Annotated in this window: 24 protein-coding genes and 2 pseudogenes; 18 read left to right on the forward strand and 8 right to left on the reverse strand. The window is 68.8% G+C overall.

Features of this window, described 5'->3' with window-relative positions:
- From SALPAC6_RS0124985 to SALPAC6_RS28740, 10 genes and pseudogenes are all read left to right on the forward strand, one after another.
- Window positions 1-285: pseudogene (locus SALPAC6_RS0124985) on the forward strand (hypothetical protein); the annotation flags it as partial.
- Entirely contained in the window at window positions 285-500 is a 216-nt protein-coding gene (locus SALPAC6_RS0124990; RefSeq protein ID WP_018256029.1) for a hypothetical protein, read from the forward strand. The pseudogene SALPAC6_RS0124985 and the gene SALPAC6_RS0124990, both read left to right, overlap by 1 nt.
- A gap of 41 nt (window positions 501-541) precedes the next feature.
- Window positions 542-1,876 (forward strand): hypothetical protein, encoded by a 1,335-nt coding sequence (locus SALPAC6_RS0124995; RefSeq protein WP_026190073.1) that lies wholly within the window; start codon window positions 542-544, stop codon window positions 1,874-1,876.
- Window positions 1,877-2,122: 246 nt separating this feature from the next.
- The gene (locus SALPAC6_RS0125000) at window positions 2,123-2,416 is read left to right on the forward strand and encodes a hypothetical protein (protein WP_018256031.1); all 294 of its coding nucleotides are present in this window, start codon (window positions 2,123-2,125) and stop codon (window positions 2,414-2,416) included.
- Window positions 2,417-2,432: 16 nt separating this feature from the next.
- Entirely contained in the window at window positions 2,433-2,900 is a 468-nt protein-coding gene (locus SALPAC6_RS0125005) for a hypothetical protein (RefSeq protein ID WP_162561555.1), read from the forward strand.
- Complete coding sequence (locus SALPAC6_RS0125010; protein ID WP_018256033.1) at window positions 2,900-3,913, forward strand: hypothetical protein; 1,014 nt, start codon at window positions 2,900-2,902, stop codon at window positions 3,911-3,913. Before SALPAC6_RS0125005 ends, SALPAC6_RS0125010 begins: the two co-directional genes overlap by 1 nt.
- Before the next feature lie 82 nt (window positions 3,914-3,995).
- The gene (locus tag SALPAC6_RS0125015) at window positions 3,996-6,023 is read left to right on the forward strand and encodes a hypothetical protein (protein WP_018256034.1); all 2,028 of its coding nucleotides are present in this window, start codon (window positions 3,996-3,998) and stop codon (window positions 6,021-6,023) included.
- Between the two features lie 24 nt (window positions 6,024-6,047).
- Entirely contained in the window at window positions 6,048-6,638 is a 591-nt protein-coding gene (locus SALPAC6_RS0125020) for a hypothetical protein (protein ID WP_018256035.1), read from the forward strand.
- 91 nt (window positions 6,639-6,729) lie between these two features.
- Window positions 6,730-6,996, forward strand: coding sequence for a hypothetical protein (locus SALPAC6_RS0125025; protein ID WP_018256036.1), 267 nt, complete (start codon window positions 6,730-6,732; stop codon window positions 6,994-6,996).
- Window positions 6,997-7,555: 559 nt separating this feature from the next.
- Complete coding sequence (locus SALPAC6_RS28740; RefSeq protein WP_026190074.1) at window positions 7,556-9,430, forward strand: hypothetical protein; 1,875 nt, start codon at window positions 7,556-7,558, stop codon at window positions 9,428-9,430.
- Window positions 9,431-9,826: 396 nt separating this feature from the next.
- Here the strand turns inward: SALPAC6_RS28740 and SALPAC6_RS0125035 are convergent, their stop codons facing one another.
- A complete protein-coding gene (locus tag SALPAC6_RS0125035) occupies window positions 9,827-10,414 on the reverse strand; it encodes a recombinase family protein (protein ID WP_018256037.1) in 588 nt (195 codons plus the stop codon).
- 187 nt (window positions 10,415-10,601) lie between these two features.
- Between SALPAC6_RS0125035 and SALPAC6_RS0125040 the strand changes: the two genes are divergently transcribed.
- Window positions 10,602-11,516 carry an SDR family oxidoreductase gene (locus SALPAC6_RS0125040; protein WP_019899954.1) on the forward strand — a complete coding sequence of 305 codons (915 nt, stop codon included), beginning with the start codon at window positions 10,602-10,604 and terminating at the stop codon, window positions 11,514-11,516.
- Here the strand turns inward: SALPAC6_RS0125040 and SALPAC6_RS0125045 are convergent.
- Together SALPAC6_RS0125045 and SALPAC6_RS28625 are read right to left on the reverse strand one after the other, a co-directional pair.
- Complete coding sequence (locus tag SALPAC6_RS0125045) at window positions 11,507-12,466, reverse strand: helix-turn-helix transcriptional regulator (RefSeq protein WP_018256039.1); 960 nt, start codon at window positions 12,464-12,466, stop codon at window positions 11,507-11,509. The two genes, SALPAC6_RS0125040 and SALPAC6_RS0125045, sit on opposite strands and share 10 nt — an antisense overlap.
- Window positions 12,467-12,627: 161 nt before the next feature.
- Window positions 12,628-13,092 (reverse strand): annotated as a pseudogene (locus SALPAC6_RS28625) (Tn3 family transposase); the annotation flags it as partial.
- Window positions 13,093-13,105: 13 nt separating this feature from the next.
- On the opposite strand from SALPAC6_RS28625, the gene SALPAC6_RS0125055 reads away from it, so the two are divergent.
- From SALPAC6_RS0125055 to SALPAC6_RS0125070, 4 genes are all read left to right on the forward strand, one after another.
- A complete protein-coding gene (locus tag SALPAC6_RS0125055; RefSeq protein ID WP_018256041.1) occupies window positions 13,106-15,019 on the forward strand; it encodes a type IV secretory system conjugative DNA transfer family protein in 1,914 nt (637 codons plus the stop codon).
- A 333-nt stretch (window positions 15,020-15,352) separates the two neighbouring features.
- Entirely contained in the window at window positions 15,353-15,661 is a 309-nt protein-coding gene (locus SALPAC6_RS0125060; RefSeq protein WP_223874481.1) for a type VII secretion target, read from the forward strand.
- Window positions 15,662-15,960: 299 nt separating this feature from the next.
- The gene (locus SALPAC6_RS0125065; protein ID WP_223874358.1) at window positions 15,961-17,271 is read left to right on the forward strand and encodes an alpha/beta hydrolase; all 1,311 of its coding nucleotides are present in this window, start codon (window positions 15,961-15,963) and stop codon (window positions 17,269-17,271) included.
- 86 nt (window positions 17,272-17,357) lie between these two features.
- On the forward strand, window positions 17,358-17,783 hold the full coding sequence (locus SALPAC6_RS0125070) for a hypothetical protein (RefSeq protein ID WP_018256045.1): 426 nt from the start codon (window positions 17,358-17,360) through the stop codon (window positions 17,781-17,783).
- Window positions 17,784-17,913: 130 nt separating this feature from the next.
- On the opposite strand, the gene SALPAC6_RS0125075 is transcribed toward SALPAC6_RS0125070, so the two are convergent.
- Window positions 17,914-18,831 carry a ParB/RepB/Spo0J family partition protein gene (locus tag SALPAC6_RS0125075; RefSeq protein ID WP_018256046.1) on the reverse strand — a complete coding sequence of 306 codons (918 nt, stop codon included), beginning with the start codon at window positions 18,829-18,831 and terminating at the stop codon, window positions 17,914-17,916.
- Window position 18,832: 1 nt separating this feature from the next.
- A complete protein-coding gene (locus SALPAC6_RS0125080; RefSeq protein ID WP_018256047.1) occupies window positions 18,833-19,573 on the reverse strand; it encodes a ParA family protein in 741 nt (246 codons plus the stop codon).
- A 525-nt stretch (window positions 19,574-20,098) separates the two neighbouring features.
- On the opposite strand from SALPAC6_RS0125080, the gene SALPAC6_RS0125085 reads away from it, so the two are divergent.
- The 3 genes from SALPAC6_RS0125085 (at window position 20,099) to SALPAC6_RS0125095 (ending at window position 21,419) form a co-directional block, all read left to right on the forward strand.
- A complete protein-coding gene (locus tag SALPAC6_RS0125085) occupies window positions 20,099-20,680 on the forward strand; it encodes a hypothetical protein (protein WP_018256048.1) in 582 nt (193 codons plus the stop codon).
- A gap of 161 nt (window positions 20,681-20,841) precedes the next feature.
- Window positions 20,842-21,126 carry a hypothetical protein gene (locus SALPAC6_RS0125090; protein ID WP_026190076.1) on the forward strand — a complete coding sequence of 95 codons (285 nt, stop codon included), beginning with the start codon at window positions 20,842-20,844 and terminating at the stop codon, window positions 21,124-21,126.
- Complete coding sequence (locus SALPAC6_RS0125095) at window positions 21,123-21,419, forward strand: hypothetical protein (protein WP_018256050.1); 297 nt, start codon at window positions 21,123-21,125, stop codon at window positions 21,417-21,419. Before SALPAC6_RS0125090 ends, SALPAC6_RS0125095 begins: the two co-directional genes overlap by 4 nt.
- On the opposite strand, the gene SALPAC6_RS30650 is transcribed toward SALPAC6_RS0125095, so the two are convergent.
- The 3 genes from SALPAC6_RS30650 to SALPAC6_RS26845 all read right to left on the reverse strand — a co-directional run.
- Window positions 21,403-21,738 (reverse strand): hypothetical protein, encoded by a 336-nt coding sequence (locus tag SALPAC6_RS30650; RefSeq protein WP_223874482.1) that lies wholly within the window; start codon window positions 21,736-21,738, stop codon window positions 21,403-21,405. The two genes, SALPAC6_RS0125095 and SALPAC6_RS30650, sit on opposite strands and share 17 nt — an antisense overlap.
- A gap of 46 nt (window positions 21,739-21,784) precedes the next feature.
- Window positions 21,785-22,231, reverse strand: coding sequence for a hypothetical protein (locus SALPAC6_RS30655; RefSeq protein WP_223874483.1), 447 nt, complete (start codon window positions 22,229-22,231; stop codon window positions 21,785-21,787).
- 63 nt (window positions 22,232-22,294) lie between these two features.
- Window positions 22,295-22,565 (reverse strand): ATP-binding protein (locus tag SALPAC6_RS26845; protein WP_018256051.1); only part of this gene is annotated, 271 nt, incomplete at its 5' end.

Here is a 22,565-nt window from a genome sequence, read left to right on the forward strand (position 1 = left end):
CGGGCTGCGGCTGTCACGGCGGTGGCGGGGGCTCCGGTGGCGGTGCTTGCTGGCCGGGCCATGTCGGATCACGCCGACCAGGTCCCGCAGGTGCTGCTGTACTCCCCGGTCGCTGCGGTTGGCCTGGTCACTGGCGTGGTTGTCGGTGGCCGTCTGGTCCGCTGGTTTGACGACCGCCGGCACCCCCACGCCATCGATGTGGACGAGGCCGATCTGGACCCGTACGGCCGCCAGCTGCTGGCCCAGGTGCGGGCTCGCCGCCGCGCGCGCGGGGAGGTGTGCTGATGGCCTCCCTGCTGGTGCGGGTACGCCTGGATTGGTCCGACTCGACGCACTACGACCCTGACCGATCGTTGCCCTGCCGGGTTTGCGCCACCGTCACGACGATGCGCGACGGCCGTGGCGATGCGTGTCACCAGTCGTGCGCGGAGGACGAGATCGCACGGGAGCTACTGGGTGCCAGTCTGGCCCGGGTTGTTGATGAGCGGGTGCTGCGGTGAAAGCGCGGGTGGCTGGCGTGTCGTGGGGGCCGTGGATCGCGATGGCCGCGGCGGTGGTGCTGACGGCCCGAGGGGAGTTCGACCTGGCGGTCCTCGCGCATTTCAGTCCGAAGATCGCCTGGATGTTCCCGGTGATGCTCGATGTCTACGTGATCACCGCTTTCCACCGTCGTCGGTGGGTCGACATGGTCGTCGGCATGCTCCTGATGATCTTTTGTCAGGTGGCGGTGCACCTCGTTCCCGTATTCATCGACCTCGACGGCGGTGAGAAGGTGCCGTGGGGGCTGGTGGTCGCGGTTGCCTGTGTCGCGCCGATCGTGGTGGTGCGAGTCAAGAGCCTCACCGGCCGCACCGAGCAGGAGGTCGCGGAGGAGGAGGAAACGGCTCGGCGGGCCGAAGAGCTTCGGGTGGCGCGGACGGAAACGACCGCGGCTCGGGCGGCGCAGGCGGAAATGGCGGCGCGTGCTGAGGCGGAAACGGCGCGGGCTGAGGCGGAAACGGCTGCGCGTGTTGAGGCGGAAATGGCCCGGGCGGAGGCGGAAACCCGGGCGGCGGCTGAGGCGGAAACGCGGGCGGAAATCGAGGCCGCCACGGAGGCGGAAATCGCGGCCTGCAAGCGGGTTGCCGCTGAGGCCCGTGAGGATACCCAGGCCGCGCAGCAGCGGGCCGCGGAGGCGGCGCAGGCGCAGCGTCTGGCGGAGGGCAGGCTCGCGGAGGCCCGTGACGCCGCGGACCGGGCCGCAGCCGCGCGGATGCTTGCGGAGCAGACCTGCGCTGAGCAGGTGCGGGTCCTGACGGAGGCGTCTGAGCAGGCCGAACGGGACTCCCAGCAGGCATTGGCCGAGGCCCGATACACCGCACAGTCCGCCCAGGACCGCGCGACGGAGTTGGACGACACGGTGCGGGCGCTGCGCGCGCAGCTCGACGAGGCGCAGCGGTTCGCCGAGCGTCAGACCACCGCCCGGGCCCTGGCAGAGCAGGAAACGCAGGCGCTCGTCGAGGCCCGCGAGGGTGCGGTTAACGAGTTGGAGCGCACCCGCCGGGCCTTGGCTCGGGTGCAGGAGAAACCGGAAATCAGGTCGGGGCGGCGGGCGGAAATCGTGGCGCCTGCCAACCGGAAATCCCTAGCGGCTGTGGCGGCTCCGTTGCCGGTGGGTCTGCCGGAGGTGGACAAGGTCCGACCGGAAACGGTGGCGCTCGTGTTGGCGGCTCGGGCGGAAAACCGGGACGCCACCCAGGCGGAACTCAACGCCGCCACCGGCGTTTCGGTGCGCACGATCAGCCGGGTTCTCAACGCGGTGCCGGCCGATGTTGTCGGCCGGGTCCTGGAACTGACCGGCGGCCGGGCCGCTGCGGTCGTCGAGGAGGTGGCCTAGATGACGGCCTCGACAGGGCAGACCGCTGCGGCGCGGCGACCATCTCCCTACCCACCGTCGGTGACAGATGGTAACTCTCCAGTCTCCACTGGAGAGTTCGGAAGTGCCCCTGTGCGGGGTTCGGCCCAGGTTGGAGGGCTGGAAGTCTCCAGTCTCCAGTCAACTCTCCACCCGACGGCGGTTACGGTGCGTGACCGGCTGTGGGGGTGGTTGAGGGCGTCGCGGGCGTATTGGACGCCGCCGGCGGTGCTGACTGAGCCGCCGGCGTCGGCGGCGCAGTTGGCCGCGTACGCGTGGCGGGGCGGCTGGACGGGCGGCGTGGACGGGCCGGTGCGGCGGCTGGGTGTGTGGTGGCACCGCCTGGTGGGTCTGCCGGTGACCGTGGTGTGCCGCTACGTGGAGTGGGTTGCGCAGCGGCCGGGCCGGGCGGTGCCGGTGTACGTGCTGTGGCGGTTGTTCGTGCTCACCACTGCGGGGCAGTGGGCGATGGAGCACCTGATTCGTCCTGTCCTGGGCCTGGCGGCCTGGGTCCTGCTGTGAAGGAGGGGAGGAAGGCATGGCTAAAGGCGCGAAATCGGCGGTGAGAGCGGTCAAGCAGAAGGGCATCACCGGGCTGGCGTGGTGCTCGTTCGCGATCGCGGTCGTGGGCGGCACCCTGGCGACGGAGACGTTCCTGGGCCGGGTGGTGCAGGGGTTTTTGGGGCTGTGGCCGTGGGAGTGGATCCCGCCGGTGCTGCTGGCGGTGGCGGTGATTGGCCTGGGTGTGGACATCTTCATCGACAGCGTGCCGAACCAGATGGCGATCTTGTCGGCGTTGACGATGCCGTCGATCGCCGCGTCGGTGACGGGCCGCCTTGGTGACGAGGTGTCGCACTGGTGCGGGCGGCTGCTCGCCGCGATCGATGGGTGGCTGCACGCCTGGGTGACCGATTCGGCGACGGGGCTGGCGGTGGCGTGCATCCTCGGCGCGTTGGTGATGGCCCGCCGTGTGGTGCGTAAGAGCAGGGCTGCGGGGGTGGCGTGATGTTGATCGATCTTGCCGCCCTGTGGCTGGTGACGTGGCTGGTGCGCACCGCGGCGATGGACGTGGCGTACGCGGTGACGGGCAAGCCGAACCCGCGGTTCGCGCAGAAGCAGGCCAAGGCCCGCGCCGCCGGGCAGAGCCTGGTGCAGCCTCGGTACGGCACGCGGGACTGGTTCGACGATCTGCTCTCCGACGGGCTGGCCGCGCAAACCCAGTGGCGGCGCCGCCGGGCGGCCAGCAAACAGGCCCGGGTGCTGGACCACGACGACGACCAGGACGACCTCGGCGGCCGTCGGGACACCGCCGAGGTGCGGGACACCAACACCGGCCGAGACACCGACACCGATGACGACGATGAGCGGCCGACGTCGGTCGTGCACGACGGGGTGTCCACCTCTTACCGCGAGGCCGGGTTGTGGGCCTGGTCGTGCCGGCGGCCCGGCTGCCCGGGGAAAGGCTTCAACTACGACAACGCCGAGCGGGCCCGCGACGCGGCGGCGGAGCACCGGTGCCCGGACACCCAGAGGATGCCCGCCGACGGAGTCCAGATCACCGGATCTGACGCGCCGGCGTCCGCATCGGCCGGCGGGGAGGCCGACCTGGAGCAGTCCCCGCAGCCTTCCCAGTCGATCCCACCGTCGGATGCCGACCCGTCGGAGGCCGGCGCGAGGGTCATTCCGTTTCCCACCAAACCGCAGGAGGAGCAGATGAACACCGACATCAACACCGAGGTCATTGGGCTGGACCAGTCCATCGCCTACGCCACCAGCCTGGCCACGTTCGCCGGGGAGCACGCCACGGCCGGTAACGAGGGCTACACCGCTCACCTGTCCGGCCACAAGGTCGGCGGTGACGCGCTGCGCACCGCGGCGGAGATGCAGGAGGCGTTCACCAACGCGGCGACCGCCGCGGCGGCGCACGCCGCGGAGCTGGAGAAGCAGCGCGGCGTGCAGGAGGCGTACGACGCGGCGCCGGATGCCGGTGACAAGGACTACCAGACCCAGGGCCGCTAACCGGTGAGGCCGGGTCCGAGCCTCACCGCTCGGGCCCGGCCCCGGCCCTCTGTCTTTCCCGTCTGCCCGCAAGGAGGCCCCCGTGACGACGACGACGTACCCCAGCGGCGAGCTGCCGACCGGCGCCACTGATGTGCTGGCGCCGCGGTTGCCCGAGGTTGGACTACGCGCGCAGGTCACTCCGTGGGCCGCGATGGGCGCGCTGGTCGTGGCGGCCGGGGCGGTGCGCCTGGCCCAGCACGTCACCGACGCTGACGCGCAGATCGCCTACGGGGTGGCTGCGACCGCGTTCGTGGTCGCGGTGGTCGCCGCGGTGGCCGCGGGGCGGCGTGTGCACGACCGGCGGCTGCGGCACCGCCTGGTCGCCGCGGTGTATCTGGCCGCGTCCTGGCTCAGCGTGGTTTCCGCCACCGGCGTCACCCTCGACGCGGTCGCCGCGCTGGCGATCCTGGGCACCGGGGTGAGTCTGTTGTGGTGGCGGCGGCACCGCCACGACTTCCCCGCCACCACCGCCGCCGCCGTGACCGCGGTGGGGGAGCAGCCGCTGCCGGTGGCCGACGACGCGGACCTGTACGTGCAGCGGTGGGCCACGCACCTCGGTGCCCGGGGTAGACAGTTTGTTGGGTCGGTCCTGGCCGATGCGCAGGTCATCACCGCCGGCTACCGGTACACGCTGGAGCTGGTGCCCGGTGAGCAGACCGTCGAGCAGGTCGCCGCCGCGGTCACCACCGTGCGCGGAGGGCTGCGGCTGATGCCCGGCCAGGACGTCATCGTCGAGACCCACCCCGACCTGCCCGCCCCGACAGCGTTGCTGACCGTGGTCACCCGTCCCCCGATCAGCCGGTCCCAGCCGTGGCCCGGCCCGCAAGACGGGTTCGACCCGCAGCACGGGTGCGTACGGCTGGGTCCGTTCGCCGACGGTGAGGGCGTGGCCTGCTGGCGGGTGTACACCGCCGACAGCATCTGGGGCGGCTACATCCAAGGCGCACAAGGCAGCGGTAAAAGCCGCTTCATTGATCAGATCGCCATGTCATGCGCCGCGTCGACCACGCACCCGACGATCGTCTGGTACGGCGACGGGCAACGCGGCGACAGCTCCCCACTGCTGGTCGCCCACGCCGACTACGCCGCCACCACCTTCGAGGGCATCTACAACATGGTCCAAGCCGCTATCCGCGTCATGAAGATCAACGGGGTGGAGAACCGGCTGAACAAGCAGAACGGGTTCACCCCCACCGACGCCCGGCCGGGCCTGCTGGTGATCCTCGACGAGTGCCACAAACCGCTGTCGGCGGCGGAGAACCCGCTGCTGGCCACGGCCACCCAGCTAGCGCTGACCAGCATCGCCCGGGAGGGCCGCAAAGTCGGCGTCGGACTGCTCATGGCCTCGCAGTCGGTGACGCTGGACGCGTTCGGCGGTACCGGTAACAGCAACCTGGCCGACACCCTGCGTTCCTGCCTGCTGGCCGGTAACGGGCTGATCCTGCGCTCGAAAACCCCTAACGCCAAAACGGTCTTCGGTGTGGACATCAGCCCCAAGACGTTTCCGAAGCTGCCCGGCTACGGCTACCTGTGCGACCCCGACCCCGGCGCCCGCTCCGCGCCGTTTCGCGGCTACCACGTCACCGACGAGCTAGCCGAGTACTGGCCCGGGCGCATCACCTGGCGGTCACTGCCCGACCGGCAGGCCAACATGGCCGGCACGCACTACGCCCGCCGCCACCAGGCCGTCTCAGAGCAGCGGTTCGCCGACGAGATGCTGCTCGCGATGGCCGACGCCGGCACCGTCGAGGACATCGAGGCCCTGGAGCGCAGCATGGACACCGCCGCAGCCTCCAACACCACTGTCGACGTCATCGACCTCGGCGGCGCCCACCCGCCCGTACGGCGCATCGAGAAGTTCTGGCAACAGCCCGCGGCCCGGCCGGTGTTGAGCACCGGCCAAGCCAAGGTCCTCGACGCCATCCGCGCCGGCCACACCGGCCCCAAAGACATCGTCGCCGCGACCGGCTACAGCGCCAGCCAGGTCTACAACCTGCTCGAACAACTCACCGACCAGCAGCAGATCAGCAAAGCCCGATACGGCCACTACCAGGCCACCGCCGCCTGACCCCCACACCAGAAGGAGAACCGCGTGCACATCCCCCACCCGCCACGCCTGAGCACCTGGTGGCGCACCAACCCCGCGATCCTGGCCATACGCGAGAACTGGCAACTGGCCGTGATCGTCCCCTTCGCCCTAGCCGCGACCGGCGCACTCATCTGGCTGCTCTGGCTGCTCCTCACCGGCCTGATCACCGCCCTCGGCGCGGCCGGCAGCGCGATCGGTGACACCGCCCCCGCCGTCGGCGCCTGGATCACCGACGGGCCCATCACCCGTTCCATCTCCGAGCCCATGCGCGCCTGGCTCGACACCAACACTGCCGGGCTGCCCGCCACCGGCCGCGACGCCTGGATCACCTGGCTCGTCGCCATATGCGTGCTCTACGCCGCCGCCGTGGCCGGCTCCAGCTACGCCCGCATCGGCTGGGCCGTCATCGGCGCACTCACCGCCGCCGCCGTGCACGCCGGGGCACCCGAGGGCACCGGCTTGGCCGCGGCCGGGCTGACCGTCGCCGTGTGGCTGCTGCTGTCCCTACTCGCCTACGCCGGTCCCGTCGCCGGCAGCGCATTCGCCGCCATGGTTACTGACCTGACCGAACGACGCGCACACCGCACCATCTGAACCCAGACGACGGGCGGCCCCACGCCCTGCAAAAGCTCGGGGCCGCCCGCCACTCCCAAACCATCCGCAACAGATGAGAGGAGCACCCCCTATGGTGCCTGATCAGACTCGCCAGCCCTTCGAGTCATACGTCGAAGCCACGACCGACGAGTATCGCCTGGACGTCTGTACCGATCCCGAATCCGACAGCCCGCAGACCATCGCCTACTTCACCGCCGCTGACATGGACGCGGCCTGCCACCAGGCCGCCCGGCTGCTCGCCGCCGTCAACGGCCCGGACGACCGCTACGCGGATCTGTACTGCCACGACGGCGACGGAACCGCGATCTTCTGCGACACCATCCACCTACCCGCGTGAGCACCTACCACCGACAGCCGGGCGGCCCGCAGGAGCGGGCCGCCCACGCGTGGTTCCCGTTACCGCACAAGGGTGTCCGGTCTGTCCCTTTATGCCCGCAATCACAGCATTGGTCTACGGTGGACATTTGTCGATGCGCGCGTGTTGAGACCCCATCGGGCGCGGGCGGGGACGTAAGATCACCGGGTTACGACCAGATCTTGAGGGAGCGCGACCGCTCAACCCCTAACTCCACAAAAAAAACCGAGCCCCACACCCTGCCTTTTCGTTTGGCGGCGAAACAGGGTCTGAGGCTCAACACAAGCTCGGAGGACACCATAGCACCCACCTCCGGGCTGGGTGCAGTGTTGTCTTCGGACGCCGTTTCGGCGTGTCGGGGTGTTGCCTGCTGGTGCCCAGCCCTCTCTCGTGTTGCTGCTCGACGTGAGCCCGTGGCGGTGCTGCGATGAGCGGCGCGCTGGCTGCGGAGCGGGTGGTCGCGTCTGGGCATTGCCCGGTGTGTGCCGCGCGCGGCCGTGCGGTTCTGGCTGCCCCGGGGCATACGCGGTGCACGGTGCACATGGGTCGGTCACCGGTGTGGGTGGAGACCACCCGCACCGGCCAGACCCGCCTCGTCGCTCCGGCCGGTGCCCGCCGCCGGATCACCCACCCGACCGGCGTGCAGACCCCATGCGTGTCGTGCGCGAGCGTGGGCCGGGACACCCAGGGCCTGCCGCGTGACGGTGACGGTTCTGAGGCGCTGTGCATCCCGTGTTGGCGTACCCGTACCGATGCCGCGCGCCGGCGACACGCGGCCGAGCTGCGCGCTGCCGCCCTGGAGGCATCCCTTGTCGCTGACGAGGCCGCGGTGTGTGCGGCGTGCGGCGGGGAAGAACCGTCGCCGTCGTGTTGGCTGTGCGGATGGTCGTGGCTGGCCCAGGCCCGCGCTGACCACGAGCACGCCCAGGAGCTGGACGCCGCCGCCGTCGAGCACCGGTTCGCGCAGCTCGCGGAACGCACCCGGGCCGAGCAGACGGTGGCGGAGCTGGCCGGATGGGTGGATCGGCTGCGCACCACGATCCAGGAGTGCGCCACCGGCGGCCGCCACGAACGCGCGGTGCACCTCCTGGCCGACGTCCTGGCCCGGGAGGCCGCGGCCCGGGTGTCCAGCCGTGGGCGCCGCTCGAAGCTGGCCCTGGTGTGCGGAGTCCTCGCGGTCGACCAGGCCGCCCGGATCACCCGGCCGGGCCGGGCGCGTACCGCCGAGCTGGCCGGGGTCACCGAGCGCACCGTCACCGACTGCTGGGCCAAGGCTGAGGCTTTGGAGTGGATGGAGCGCACCGTGCAGGGCCGCCGGCTGTCCTTCGAGCAGCGCTGCGCCACCGGCCGCACCTACGACCGGGCCGAGTTCGACCTGGCCCACCTCGGTGGTCTGGAGCGGGCCGCCGCCCGCGCGCCGTACCTGCCGGCGGCGCTGCTGGTGCTCGACGAGCTGCTCGCCCACGCCCTGGTGCTGCTGGAGGCCGCCCACGACGGCGTCGACGCTCTGCAAGCTCGCGCCGGTGAGCTGACCGACCAGGCCGCCCTGGTCCGCCGGGCGCAGCTACGCGCCGCCGTGGCCGCCGCCCGCGACACCGCCCTCACCGGCGCTGAGCTGATCGCCGCGGCCCAGCTCGGCAATTTCTTCCCCCCCCGCGCAGCGTCTACAGGTATGAGCGTTTACTCCTGCTGGTTTCGGGGTTTTGGTTGCCCACCATCGAGTGCTCACCCGACGTCGGGGGATCCGAGTCGGGGGAACAGCGGCGCTTCGCGCTCACCAACGACGGCGGGGAGGGGTGGGGCACATCGGGTAGCGCGTCCTAGGACGGGCCAGGGCCAGTGTGCGAACCCACAGCGTCCGCGGTCCCGTCCGGAGTGGCATGGGTGGGCGTACCCCCTCGCTCGGGACGTTCAGCGGGCCTTGGAGTGGCTGGAGGGCGTGCCGCTGCCTCGAGTAGCGGCCACGATCGGGGCGCGGCTCGGTCCGGACTGGACTGCCGAGGCGGTGCTGGCCGCGATCGGCCGGTCTCGGGGCGGCCGTGAGCTGCTGGCCGCGCCGGACCGGCCGCTGGGCTACCTGTGCTCGCTGCTGGAGGACGCGTTGACCGGCGAGCACGAGCCGCCGCACCCGGCCCGCCGCCGCGAGCGGCACCTGCAGAAGACGGCGGCAGCCACCGCCCGCGACGCCACCCGCGAACAGTGGGCCGCCCGCGAGCAAGCCCGCCAGGCCGAGCGCGCCGGGCCCGGCCACGGCCGCCACGCCGCCCTCGCCGCGGCTCGTGCCGCGACCCGAGGCGACCACACCGCCGCCCGCACCATCGCCGCAACCGCGCCGAAGCCCCGCGGGACCGACGAGGACTGGCCGCACACCGCGCAGCCCGGCTCGGGTCTGCCCGCCGGCGGCCTCGACTACTAATGCCAGGGCGCGCACCGTGACCGAAAGCCCTGGCCCAAGACCCCCGGTCACGAAACGCGGGCGGCCAAGGCACACGCGCCTACGTGACCGCCAAAGTTTGTCGACCGGCCGCACCCGGGCGTTGCCAGCCGCCCGGGCTGCGGCGACGCACCCGACCAGCCCCTGCCATTTCGGAACTACCCAGGGAAGCACCCAAGGAAGCACCTGAGGAAGGGCACACCTCTTGCACTGCGCCGTCCTTCGGCCACCGCGCCCGGTGAAAGCCCGTGACACACCAGGGGTACAGCCAAGGTACGGCGGAAACCGGCAATAGGCGGTAACGCGCCTTGATGGGGTGAGCGCCAAGGTGCGGCCGCAAGGGGCGGTAGCCTGCGCTCTGCTTATGGTTTCCGCTGTTCAGATGGCTTCGGCGGGCAGCTTGGCCAGGTGACGGTAGATGGTGGGCCGGGTGACGCCGAACTCGGCGGCGATCTGCTCGACGGTGTGTACCCGGCGTCCGTCGGGTCCGGTCTCCTCATACATCTGCTGGGCGATTTTTGCCTGACGCGGGGTCAGTTTGGGTTTCTGCCCGCCGGTGCGACCGCGGGCCCGGGCGGCGGCCAAGCCGTCGAGGGTGCGTTCGGACATCAGCGCGTGCTCGAACTCGGCTATCGAGCCGAGGATTTGGAAGAACATCCGGCCCATTGCGGTGGACGTGTCGATGTTCTGGTCGAGCACGACCAGGTCGACGTTGCGATCCTGCAACTGGGCGGACAGGTCGATGAGGTTCTCCAGCGAGCGGCCGAGCCGGTCCAGCTTGGTGACCACGAGTTGGTCGCCGGGTCGGTGGGCGACCAGCAGCGCCTTGTCGAGCTCGGGGCGGCGGGCGAGTTTGCCGGACGCCTTGTCGACGTAAATCTGTTCGCAGCCGGCCGCGGTGAGCGCGTCGTGTTGGGCGTTGGGGTTCTGGTCGCGGGTGGAGACCCGCCCGTAGCCGATCCGCATGACCCTGACTGTATCGCGAACCTCTGAAAGCGTTACGAAGGCGCGGACACGGGTTGTGTTACAAGGCCGGCCTGGGCGAACGTCCATGCCGCCAGGGTGTATCGCGAACGAACGTTAGCGTTCACCGTCAGGAGCGACTATGAAAGGCTGACATGTCCCGTCAGGTTTTTCTGTCAAGGTCTCCGTTATGGATCTTGATTTGGCAGGCAAGGTTGCTGTGGTAGCTGGGGCGACTCGCGGTGCGGGGCGCCAGATTGCCGTGCAGCTTGGTGCCCGCGGGGCGACGGTGTATGCCACCGGCCGCAGTACCCGCGCGCATCGATCGGAGATGGACCGGTCGGAGACGATCGAGGAGACTGCTGAGCTGGTGACTGCGGCCGGTGGTAGGGGGATCGCTGTCCAGATCGATCACCTCGTCGCGGAGCAGGTGCGTGCGCTGGTGGAGCGCGTCGATGCTGAGCAGGGGTGCCTGGACATCCTGGTCAACAACATCTGGGGTGCGGAGCTGTTGTTCAGCTGGGACCAGAAGCTGTGGGAACACCCCCTGGACACCGGCCTGCACATCTTGCGGCTGGCGGTCGATACCCACGTCATCACCAGCCACTTCGCGCTGCCATTGCTGATCCGCCGACCGGGTGGCTTGGTAGTCGAGATGACCGACGGCACCGCGGAGTACAACCGTACGAACTACCGGGTGTCGTTCTTCTACGACCTAGCCAAGACCTCGGTGCTGCGCATGGCGTTCGCCCAGGCTCAGGAGCTGGCCTCGTTCGGTGCCACCGCGGTGGCCCTGACGCCGGGCTGGATGCGTTCGGAGATCATGCTGGAGCACTTCGGGGTCACCGAGGCCAACTGGTACGACGCCACGGCCACCGAACCTCACTTCGCGATTTCGGAGAGCCCCGCCTTCGTCGGCCGGGCGGTCGCCGCGCTCGCGGCCGACCCGGACATCGCCCGGTGGAACGGGCAGTCGCTGTCCAGCGGGCAGTTGGCTCAGGTCTACGGCTTCACTGATCTCGACGGTAGTCGCCCGGACTGCTGGCGGTACCTGGTCGAGGTCCAGGACGCCGGCAAGCCGGCGGACGTCACCGGCTACCGCTGATACAAGTCGGCCAGCCGCTGTGCCGCAACCCGCATCTGCTCGCGCAACGGCTGAGGCGCCAGCACCTCCACTTCCGGGCCCAGGCGTAGCAGCTGGTCGTAGGCGACCTCGGCGGACTCGACGGGCAGGCGAGTGACCACCCAGCCCTGTTCGTCGGGTCCGCCCGCCGCGGCGGTGGCCGCCTGCACCGCGGGCGGCTCGACGGCGAACCGTAACGCCCGCAGCCCGGCCTGACTCAGTCGTACCGTCACCTGCTCGGCGAGCATCCCGCGGACGAACTGCGCCGCCCGTTCAGCCCACACTGCCGGCAGGTCAAAAGACTCCTCGCGGACGAACCGCTGATCAGTGACCTCGACGCCTACGACTCGGTCGACGCGGTATACCCGCAGGTCCGCGCCGACCCGCGCGACGAGGTACCAGATCCCCGCCTTGAGGACCACGCCGTAGGGCTGCACGGTGCGCGTCACCTCGTCATGTCGATGGTAACGAAGGATCACCGTCAGGTCCTGCCACACCGCGCGGACCAAGACGCTCAGCGCAGGCGGCGGGTCGCTGTCGTGAAACCACCCCGGCACATCGAGGTGGAAGCGTTGCGCCGCCTGCGCCGCCGCATCACGCAACTCGGCTGGCAGCGCCGCGCTGACCTTGAGCTGGGCGGTGGCCAGCACATCGCCGAGTCCCATGTCTCGCGCCGGGCCGTACAGACCGAGCAGAAACAATGCCTCAGCCTCAGCCCGGCTGAGTCCGGTTAGCCGGGTGCGGTAGCCATCGACCAGTCGGTAGCCGCCGTGTCGTCCCTGTTCGGCGTAGACCGGCACCCCCGCAGCGGCCAATGCGATGATGTCGCGGTAGACAGTCCGTTCTGAGACGCTTACTTCACCCGCCAACTCCGCTGCGGTCATAGCTCCCCGCGCCTGCAGCAGCAGCACCATCGAGAACAGCCGGGACATACGCACATCCGCCATCTTGGCCGTACAAGCCAGCACCCGACACCTCGCCCACCCAGCACGCCCAGACTTGAGGGCGGCGAGCCATCAGGGGACCAGTCCTCCCCGCCCGCGTCAGGATCACGCAGCGGCCGCCGGGCACCACCGAGCTCATTCGGCGACCGTCACCGGGCGGGTGACGGTACGGGCTCCGGGATGGTGAGGTCGATGTCGGGTAGGTGCGCGTCGTACTGCTCGGGGGTGATGGTGATCTCGTCGGTGGCGTAGACGCCGAACCGGTTGATCCGCATCGTCTGGTACGGCGACAGCACGGCCAGGTCCTCCGGCTTGATCTCCCAGCCCTCACCGGCGAGTTGCCGGAGCACGCTCATCATGTCCAGGGTGGTGTGAAAGATGACCGCGTTGGTCAGCAGGGTGGAGAACTTGATGTGTTTCTCCTGCTCGGCGGGGTCGTTGTCGCGGACGCGGCCCTCGTTGCCGAATCGGCACCAGGCGGAGAAGTTGTTGTAGGACTCGACCTTGTTGGTCGCCGCGGTGGTCCGCCGGCGTAGCTGCGGGTCCGACAGGTAGCGCAGCAGCTGGATCGTGCGGATGACCCGGCCGACCTCGCGGAAGGCCTTGTAGAAGGCGCTGTTGTGGCCGGTGGTCCTGGTCGTCTACGCCGCCGGCCGTGGGATCGGGCGCGTGGTGCCGGCCCGCCGGGTGCGGTCCGGGCCGCGTACAGGTACGCACTGGCTGGTGGCGGGTGGGTTGATGCCGCTGCTCGCCGTCGGATTCGCTGTGGCGTTATGGCTTGATGAGGTGGGCGGGGAGTGCGCCCGCCGCCACCAGGTCGCCAACGAGTTCATCGGTGACGGCCCGTGTGACGTCCCCCAAGCGTGGGAGTTGCTGCTGGCGTTGACGATATGGGCGCTGTGGTTGGTCACCGCCGTCGTCGGCCTGGTCCTGGGCGTGGTCGAGGGCCGCCGCCGGACGCGGTTCGCTCACGGCCGGTGGGTCGCGGCCGTGGTGGTGGGGGTCTGCTCACCGCCGGCGATCGTCGGCTACGGCATCGGCTACGGCATCGGCCGGGCGATACCGGCCGCCACGACCACCAGGCCGCCGCCGGAGCCGTCGCCGGCGTCACCGACGGATGTGTTGCTGCACAATCTGATCCGCGCCCGAGACCCGCTGCACGCTATTGACGCGATGGCCGCGCCGGGTGGCGGGCACCTCGGTTGGGACGGCGGCTACTACGTCGGGGCTAACCCCCGTGGTGGAGTGCTGGTCATCGGCCCGCCCGGTTCCGGTAAGACGTCAGCGGCCATCATTCCGTCGGTGATCGTGGCCCCGGGGGCGTGCGTGTCGACGTCGATCAAAGACGACGTGATGACCGCTACCGCCGGTGTGCGGATGCTGCGCGGCACCGTGTGGCACTTCGACCCCGGCGGCGCCCCGACCTCTATCGCGGGTGTCACCACGGCCCGCTGGTCACCGCTGGCCGCCGTGGCCAGCTGGGACGACGCGCGGCGGATCGCCTCGCGGATGGCCGAGCCCGCTCGCGGTAGCGAAGACCAGGCCCACTGGGTCGACCGGGCCCGGGACTGGCTGGAGGCGCTGCTCTACGCCGCGCGTCTGCGCGGCGAGCAGATCGCCACCGTTGCCGACTGGGCGCACAACGCCGCCGCCGACGACGTGGCCCACCCCGTACTCGCCGCGCTCATCGCCGCCCAGGACGCCGGTGACACCGGTGCCGGGATCGCCGCCCGCCAGCTGGAAGGGCTACTGACCATCCCTGACCGTGAACGCGGATCGGTGCTGTCGACCCTGACCCGGCTACTACGGGTCTACGGCTCCACCGCCGCCCGCGCCGTCGGGCAGGACCCGACCTTCGACCCTGCCGCGTTCGTCCGTAGCCAGGACACGCTGTTCATCACCGCCAGCCCCGACAAACAGCACGAGTACGCGCCGCTTATCGCCGGTCTCCTTGAGGAAATCCGGCTCGCCACCTACGCCCGGCACCGCGCTGCAGCCGCCGGCGTCGAGCCGGCCCGCCCCCATGTCACGTTCGTGCTCGACGAGGCGAACAACACCGCCCCTATCCCCCTACCGGCGATCATCAGCGAGGCCGGTGGCCAGTCGCTGCACGTCATCGTCGGCGTTCAGGACCTTTCCCGCGCCCGCGCCCGCTGGGGCAAAGAAGCCGACGGCTTCCTCACCCTGTTCCCCACCAAGATGGTCCTGCGTGGAGTCGTCGAGCCCTACACCCTTGACGCGCTGTCCAACGCCGCCGGTGAGTACGACCGGCAGATGATCGGCTTCAGCGAGTCCACCGCCTACGTCGGGCAGTACTCCACACCGATTCACCAGACCAACCCGTCGTACTCCACCCAACGGCAAAAAGTCCTTCACCAAGGCGACATCGCTGACCTGCCCGACGGACACGCCCTGATCTGGGAAGGCGCCCGCTGGCGACTCATCCACATCGGCATGCACTGGCAGCACCCCGCCTGGGGCGTCGTCATCGACTGGGGCAACTGGCAACACGAACAAGACCACCAACCCGCAACCACCTGACGGCCGTGACGGGCGCCTCGCGTACCCGACCACCAACGTGCCCCCGGCGCCCGCCGCCCCGACCCTTCGGGCCGGGCCACCGCACCATGAGAGCCCGGCAGGCTACGCGACCAGCGTTAGCGGCAGCGCGACCAGCGTTAGCGGCAGCGCGACCGGTTGACCCACCACGGCCCGCTTCAGAGCGGCGAATGGATCCACCTCTACTGGAACCTCGGTGCGTGCGCGGGCGGGAGCGTACTTTGCCGGTGGCGGGCGGTGAGAGTACTCGATCTACGGCTGGCCCCTTGTGTCTGTGTGCGTGTTGCTACCCTGCGTCGCTGGGGAGGTTAGCTCTTGTCTGACGAGGTACGTGTGGATCCGTTGGCGCTCGATTCGCAGGCGCGGGTGGCGGAGGACGTAGCGGCGGCCTTGGAGCATGACTTGATTGATGTGGAGCCAGAGTCGGTCCAAGCCGTGCAGGACTTGTCGGAGTGGCGGACTGGCCGAGCAGTCGAGGATCTGGTGTGGTTTTGGCGCGACGATTTGAAGAAGCTGACCGGGCAGGTGAACGGTGTTGCCGAAGGGCTACGCCAGTGTGCTCGTGACTACCGGCATACGGACACGGCTAGTGCGGATCACTTCCGGTCGGTGGCCGGGTGGTGACGTTCGCCGCGCTGCGGGATACGCGGTTGGAGTCGTTGAGTGAGGCTGCGCAGGCGTGGCGCGATTTGGCCCGTCAGCTGGGCGACCTGGAACGTCGCGTTGTGGTGGAGTTGGAGGGCCCGCTGCGGGGGTCCGGGTGGTCGGGGCCTGCGTCCGAGGCGGCGTTTCGCCGGGTCGACAGCGTTGAGGACCAGTTTGAGCTATCGGCGTTGCAGTCGAAGCTAGCCGCCGCGGTGCTGGGTCGGGCGGCGGAGGAGCTGTGCGACGTACAGCGGCGTCTGCATGCCGCCTTGGAGGCGATGCCGTTGCTGCGGTTGAGCGTTGACGACAACGGTCGGGTCGACGCTGGTGTGACACAGGAGTGGCAGCGTCATACGGAAGAGGGCCGTGCCGACCGGCAGCGTCAGTACGAAAACGCCCGTATCTACGGGAAGCTGATAGACGACCTGGTCGTGGAGGCCACCGAGCGCGATGCCGACTTCCAAAAGGCGTTGTCGCGGCTGCAACCGGACTCGCCGGGTGTGAACGACGTGTTCGAGTGGAAGGACGCTGTTCTTGACGCTGAGCGGATCGGGGGCCTGCTTGGCGTGGATGAGGCGGCTATTCCTGGGCAGGGAGCGAGTTCGTCGGAGGCTGGAGAGTGGTGGTCGGGCCTCACCGACGACCAGCGTCAGCTATATCTGACCGCATACCCCGAGCGGCTCGGCGCGCTCGACGGTCTGCCAGCGGCGGCGCGAGACGAGGCCAACCGGTTGGCCTTGCGAGCGCATCTGGCCTCCCTTGCGTATGCATCAATGAGCAGCGAGCAGGGCTATCGGGAAACGGAGCGCCTGACGAACCTGCTGGACCGGCTGGAAAGCTCCGAGTATGGGCCACCAGAGCAGCGGCTCTTGCTGCTGGGACTAGACAACGCTGGTGATGGGCAGGCGATCGTTTCGGTCGGTGACCCCGACAGAGCTCGACACACCGCTGTGGTGGTCCCCGGCGTCGGCACCGAGCTAGACGGCATGCGCGGGCAGATCAACCGCGCAGCCGAGCTACAGGGAGCGGCGTCGCGACTCGCAGGCCCGACAGGTGGACCGGTGTCGGTCGTCGCATGGCTCGGCTACGACACGCCAGGGCTGGACGGCAGCGCGGTCAGCCACCGACTGTCGAAGGAAGGCGGTGTCGCCTTGGATAGCTTCGTCAATGGACTACACACCGCCCATGCCGGGGGTGCAAGCCACGTCACTGCTGTCGGTCACAGCTACGGCAGCACAGTGGTCGGAGAGGCAGCCCGACAAGGTGACGGCCTTGCGGTCACCGACATCGTGGTAGCGGGAAGTCCTGGCATGCATGTCAGCTCTGCCGGCGAATTGAACATGGACACCCGCCATGTGTGGGCGGGGGCGGCCTCCGACGATGCGATCTCGGGCGCGGCCGGCGGCATCTGGGGCATACACGACGAGGAGCCGACCGATCCGGACTTCGGAGCGAACCGCTTCCACGTCGATACGCCCGGGCATAGCGGCTACTGGGAACCGGGCAGTCAGAGTCTGAACAACCAAGCCCGCATTATCGTCGGCCTGTACGCCGACGTGTCCCTTGACCACGGGAGCGCACCGCGTTGAGGAAGCAAGCCGCGGTAGCGGCATGTCTCGCACTCGTTCTCACCAGCTGCACCGGACAAGAGCCAGCCGAAAGGAACGGCGCCACCGTGCGGACCCAGCCCAAGGCCGACCTCGAACAAGCCACCCGACGACACATCTCCACCGTGATCACCGCCGTCAACGCTGGAACACCGGACGCCAGCACGCCCCAACTGCTTGCGGTGCCCTGCAACGGCCCAAGCGGCGAAACCGCGACCGACGGCATGTACTACGTCAGCGGGCAGACCACCATCACGGCACCCGCGGACCAGCACCGCCACCTCGTCACCCAAGCCCGAGACTCTCTCGAGAGGCAGGGCTACGCGGTGACCTCGTACCGCGACCTTCCCGGACCCACCGGCGCCGAAGCGATCCTGTCCGACCCCAGTGACGGCACGGTGATCACACTGGCCAGCTCAGGCGATCGAGTATGGCTGGCGCTGCTCGTCAGGTCTGCTTGTGTCCTTCCACCTGACGGCAACTACCCCGGCTAACGTCGTGTCTGACGTCCGCCTTCCCCCGGCCCGCGGCCAGATGTGCGCCAGGACCTGGACCGGGACGGCGTCGGTACCGAGTAGGTGTAGGCCCTGCTCGGTGGTGGAGGCTGAGCCGGTAGGGAATCGCCTATTCAGTGCTTACCGGTACCTGTTCCTGATCGTCAGGGGCGGCGTAGACCTGCAGCAGCAGGTTAGCCAGCGCTCGAAGGTCCTCAGGCGTCATCTCTGCCTGTAGCGACTTCGCGATCTTGTCAGGAGTGCCGCCGAGGCGCCTGATAGCCGACGCGGCCTTGCGCGGGCGTTCGCCCTTTTCTCGGCTACCTACAGCGGTTTCAGGGACTGCGGTCTCGTTAACCGCGGTTAATTCTGGCTTGTGCTGGCGCTGTCGCAGTTCCTCAAGTTGCTCTGTGGGCGGTAGCTGGTGGAGGTCTCGCACGTCTCGTAGCGGCACCTCGCCTGACCTCAGCATCGACTGCAGCTCCGCGCCGAGCTTGAGCAGGTTGAGTCGCTGGGTCACCCATGCAGGAGTGCGGGATAGGCGTTCGGCTGCTGCCTTCCCTGTCCTGCACTCCTCCACCAGGAGTTGAACTGCTCGTGCCTCCTCGATCGGGTCCAAGTTCTCCCGGTCAAGGTTCTCGGCTGCGGTGGCACCGACCCAGGTCTCTCGGCTCTCAGCTAAGTGGTTCTTGACGATGATGTCGAGCGTGGCCAGGTTGGCCAGCAGTGCGGCTGCGCGGCGTCGGCCGCCGGTGACTTGTACCCAGGGGGCTCTACCGACCGCAGGTTCGTGCTCGGGGTAGATCCGCAGGAACGCTTCCCGGGAAACGACCGCGCACGGCTGGAGTTGTCCGTGCGTTTGCATCGAGTCCGCGACGCTCTCGATCTTCGCGTGATCGGCATCGAGGTCTCGGGTGTTCAGTGGGTTGGCAGCGACTTGCTGTACGCGAGCCGTCCGCGGCGCTGACTCGGCAAGGGTGGGGACGCGTGCCTCGGGCAGGGCCGGCTCGCTGGCAAGGTCTGACAGGTTGATTCGTTTCCCCGCCATGTCAGACCTCCTGGAGGCTTGACGCCGTCTGTGGTGGGGTTGCTGCTGTTCCCCCGTAGCCCATCTCCAGCGCTAGGCGGAAGAAGTCTTCACGCGCTTCCATCGCTACACGGTTCCGCGGATACTGCGTCACCACCATGCCTTCGGCAGAAGCCCGAGAGTGCAGCTTGTAGCGGCGGATGACTGCGTTGCACATGGCCCAGCCCTTGCGCTGGATGAACTGCGCGGTTTGCTGCAGGTCGGGCAGACCGTCACGCGGATCCCAGCTGTTTACGACCACTCGGTACGGGATGCCGCGAGGTGCGATGACAGCCTCGATCGTGCGGCTGGTGGGGTCGTAGCACAGCGGCTCCGGCACCATCGGCACGAGTACGTCATCGCACTCGTCGAGCGCGGCCTGGAGGATCCGCTCATCCTCTAGCGACCCCGGTGTGTCGACGAAGATGTGTTCGTAGTGCAGGTTCCGTAACTTGCCAAGGTCGCGTGGGTCGTCGACCTGGGCGAAGTCGAACGGCAATCCGCCGTGCTTCTCTACCCGCTTTGACCACCAGACAGACGATGCCTGGGGGTCTGTGGAGGCAACCATCACCGGACTGTCCGGGTCACCCACCGCTTCAGCGGTCGATCGGAGGATTGGCTCGGGGTGAACCAAAACGTCATACGTCACCGCCCCCAGGTTGACGGCGAGCGTGGTCTTGCCGACGCCGCCCTTTTGGTTGGCGATGACATGCACCTGAGTCATGTTGGCTCCGTTCCGTGTGCTTCCCTGGCCGTCGCGGCCGAGGTACTTCGGATGCGCCCCATGCTAGATCCAGTTCCGGCCTGCTCAGAAGCGTGGTCCGCCCCGGAGTGTCTTCGTTAACCGCGGTTAATCGCCGACAGAGCTCGTAGCCGGTTGATGCCTACCTCGCGGGAGATGTATGCCTTGAGAGGGGTGTCATCGGTGTCTGGTTGATGCCTGTGTGGGGTGTGGTCGGGGGCACGGTGGTGGCGGAATCCCGGCCGGCGTCGGGGCGTTACACCCTGCGTACGGCCGAGGAGGCGCCCCGCCAGGTGGGCGGGTGCCGCCCGTGCGTGAGCCCCGGAATGATGGCGGCCCGCCGGTCGTTACACATGGACCCGGCACCGTGAGAGCCCCGCAGGGCCGCGGTTGCCTGAGGATCATCTTCTTCTCTTTCTTGTTCTGTTGAGCGCCCGACGGTGCTCGCACCCACCCCGAAACCCCCTTTTCGGGCGTGGGCGTCGACCCCCGAATGGAGCACACCTCATGAACACGATTCTGCGTCGTAGCGTGCTTGGTATCGCTGGTCTGGCCCTGTCCACCGGTGTCGTCGCCGGCCCCCTGGCCACCCTCACCGACAGCACCCCCACCCCGGCCGCCGCAGCCGTTCAGGTCGCGAAGCCGGACATGGACACGCTGATCCCGCACGGCACCCAGGGCAAGCAGTCGCGCATCACCCTGAACGATGAGCAGACCGCCAACGTGAAGGCCATCATCGAGGCCACCAAGAACGCCGGGATGGACGAGCGTGCCGCCGTCGTGGCGATCGCCACGAGTCTGCAGGAGTCGAAGTTGGAGAACCTGGGTCACCTGGGTGCTCGTAACGACCATGACTCGCAGGGCCTGTTCCAGCAGCGCCCGTCCTCTGGTTGGGGCACGGTGGAGCAGATCACCGACCCCGAGTACTCCACCACCGCGTTCCTGAACGGGCTGAGGCAGGTCGAGGGCTGGCAGGAGATGCCGTTGACCGAGGCCGCGCAGACGGTGCAGGTGTCGGCGTTCCCGTTCCACTACGCCCAGTGGGAAACCCAGGCCGCTGAGCTGGTCGCCGAGCACTGGACCAGCTGACCACCGCACAACCCCCAGACCTAACCCTCAAGGGGGAAAGAAACTGTTGGCCGGCACCCGACACGGGTGCCGGCCAACAGCCGTATCCGGGGTCATGTGCCGTGGGCGGGCACGGCCACGAACCCGAGACCACCTGTATACACATGTCATACACTGGTGGGGTGCCGGAGGAGTTTTACCAGTTCAGCGACGTTACGTATGAACGACTGGACGCCGCGGGCATCACCCCGATGTCCGTGCTCGACGTCCTTCACGGCGGCGGCTTCCAAGTGCGCCGCCACCTCGGCGCGGCACTGCAAATCGCCGGTCAGGACCGAACCGGCGCGTGGATCGGCGTCGCGCTGATCGAACGCGGCGGCGACGACCACTACATCGTCACCGGCGCCCGCCGGCTCGACAACAACGAGATCAACGCGATCACCCGCATGAAAGGGGACCAGCCGTGAGCACGTTCGACGAGGCCAACGCCGCACTGGAAAACCGCGACTGGTCCACCGCCCAGATCGACACCGCCCGACCCCGCGGCGTCAGCATCGTGCACTCCACCCGCATGAGCCACCACCTCACCGAGCGGCTGTTCGCCGAAGCGCAGCGACGCGACGTGACCCCCAGTGAACTCATCCGCGAGTACGTCGAGGCCGGACTCAGCACCGCCGAGAGCGGCAAAGAGGAAACCGTCACCATCCGCGTGGCCGACCTTCACCGCGCGATAGACACCGCAGTCAAACGCGCTGCGTGAGTAGCCCGAACACAGCCGCGGCGTCGTCGCTGCGCTTATTACGAGGCCATCGAGTCCCGTCCGGGTCACTCCGCTCAGCGGCACGTACCTGGCGGATCAGCTCGGTTGCGCCCGCTGCCTGCATTAGCTCCAGGGCGCTGGTCCAGTCGTGCAGACCGAAGGTGACTGCTCGCGCTGCTCCGTCCGAGAGCACCGCGAAGCGTCGCAGCTGGTCGAGGTGCGTCTGTCCGGTCAAGGCGTGATCTACAGCGGCTGGGTTGGTTTCGGCGACCCAGTAGCCACCCGGCTGGTTGCGGGCCGCCAACTCCTGCCGCTTCATGCGTAACAGCGCGGCCTGCTTCGCCGGTGATCCGATCGGGTGGCGGTCAGCGTCGGCTCGCTCTGCGCTTGCCGTCGGCTCGCTCTGCGCTTGCCGTCAGGCTCACGCGCCCGTCCGTGATGACCTGCACGTGACCGCTGACGTCCAGCACCACGCAGACATCACCCAGTACGAAGTGCTCGACCACGCCGCCGTTGATGCGGAGGGCACCAACCGCCGCCGACGGTGTGCCTGAGTGGGTTAGGTCGCACTCAGGGTGTAGACCCGCGACGTACGGGATCGACGCCGCTACGGAGGCCGCCAGGCTCAACCGGCGAGCCCGGTCAACGATCGCCTCGCCCAGCTGGCCGACGAACCAGGCGACCCCATGAGCGCACCCGGTGTCTGTGCGGGCAGTCGCGCCGTCGAGCACGAGCACCAGGTCCTGGCTGACATGGACCCAGTCCTCGTTGTCCTTCTCAGCACTGCCCGGCTCGATTGCCACGTCTGTCAACGGCGGATTGGAACTGACCCCCTATCGACGTTTTGGGATTGACCCCCCGGAGGTCGTTTCGTGCTACTTGTTGCGGTCCTTCGCGAGGAGTTCTCGGCGGGCTCTGGTGCGGTAGGACTCGCCTGCGAGGGTGAGGACCTCGGCGTGGTGCACGAGGCGGTCGATCATCGCGGCGGCGACGACTTCGTCGCCGAAGACCTCGCCCCACCGCCCGAACGGCAGGTTCGAGGTGACGAGGATGGAGCCGGCCTCGTAGCGAGATGCGACGAGTTGGAAGAACAGGTTCGCTGCGTCGGTGTCGAAGGGGATGTAGCCGACTTCGTCGACGATGATG

It is taken from the genome of Salinispora mooreana, assembly GCF_000379065.1.
Classification (GTDB): Bacteria; Actinomycetota; Actinomycetes; order Mycobacteriales; family Micromonosporaceae; genus Micromonospora; species Micromonospora mooreana.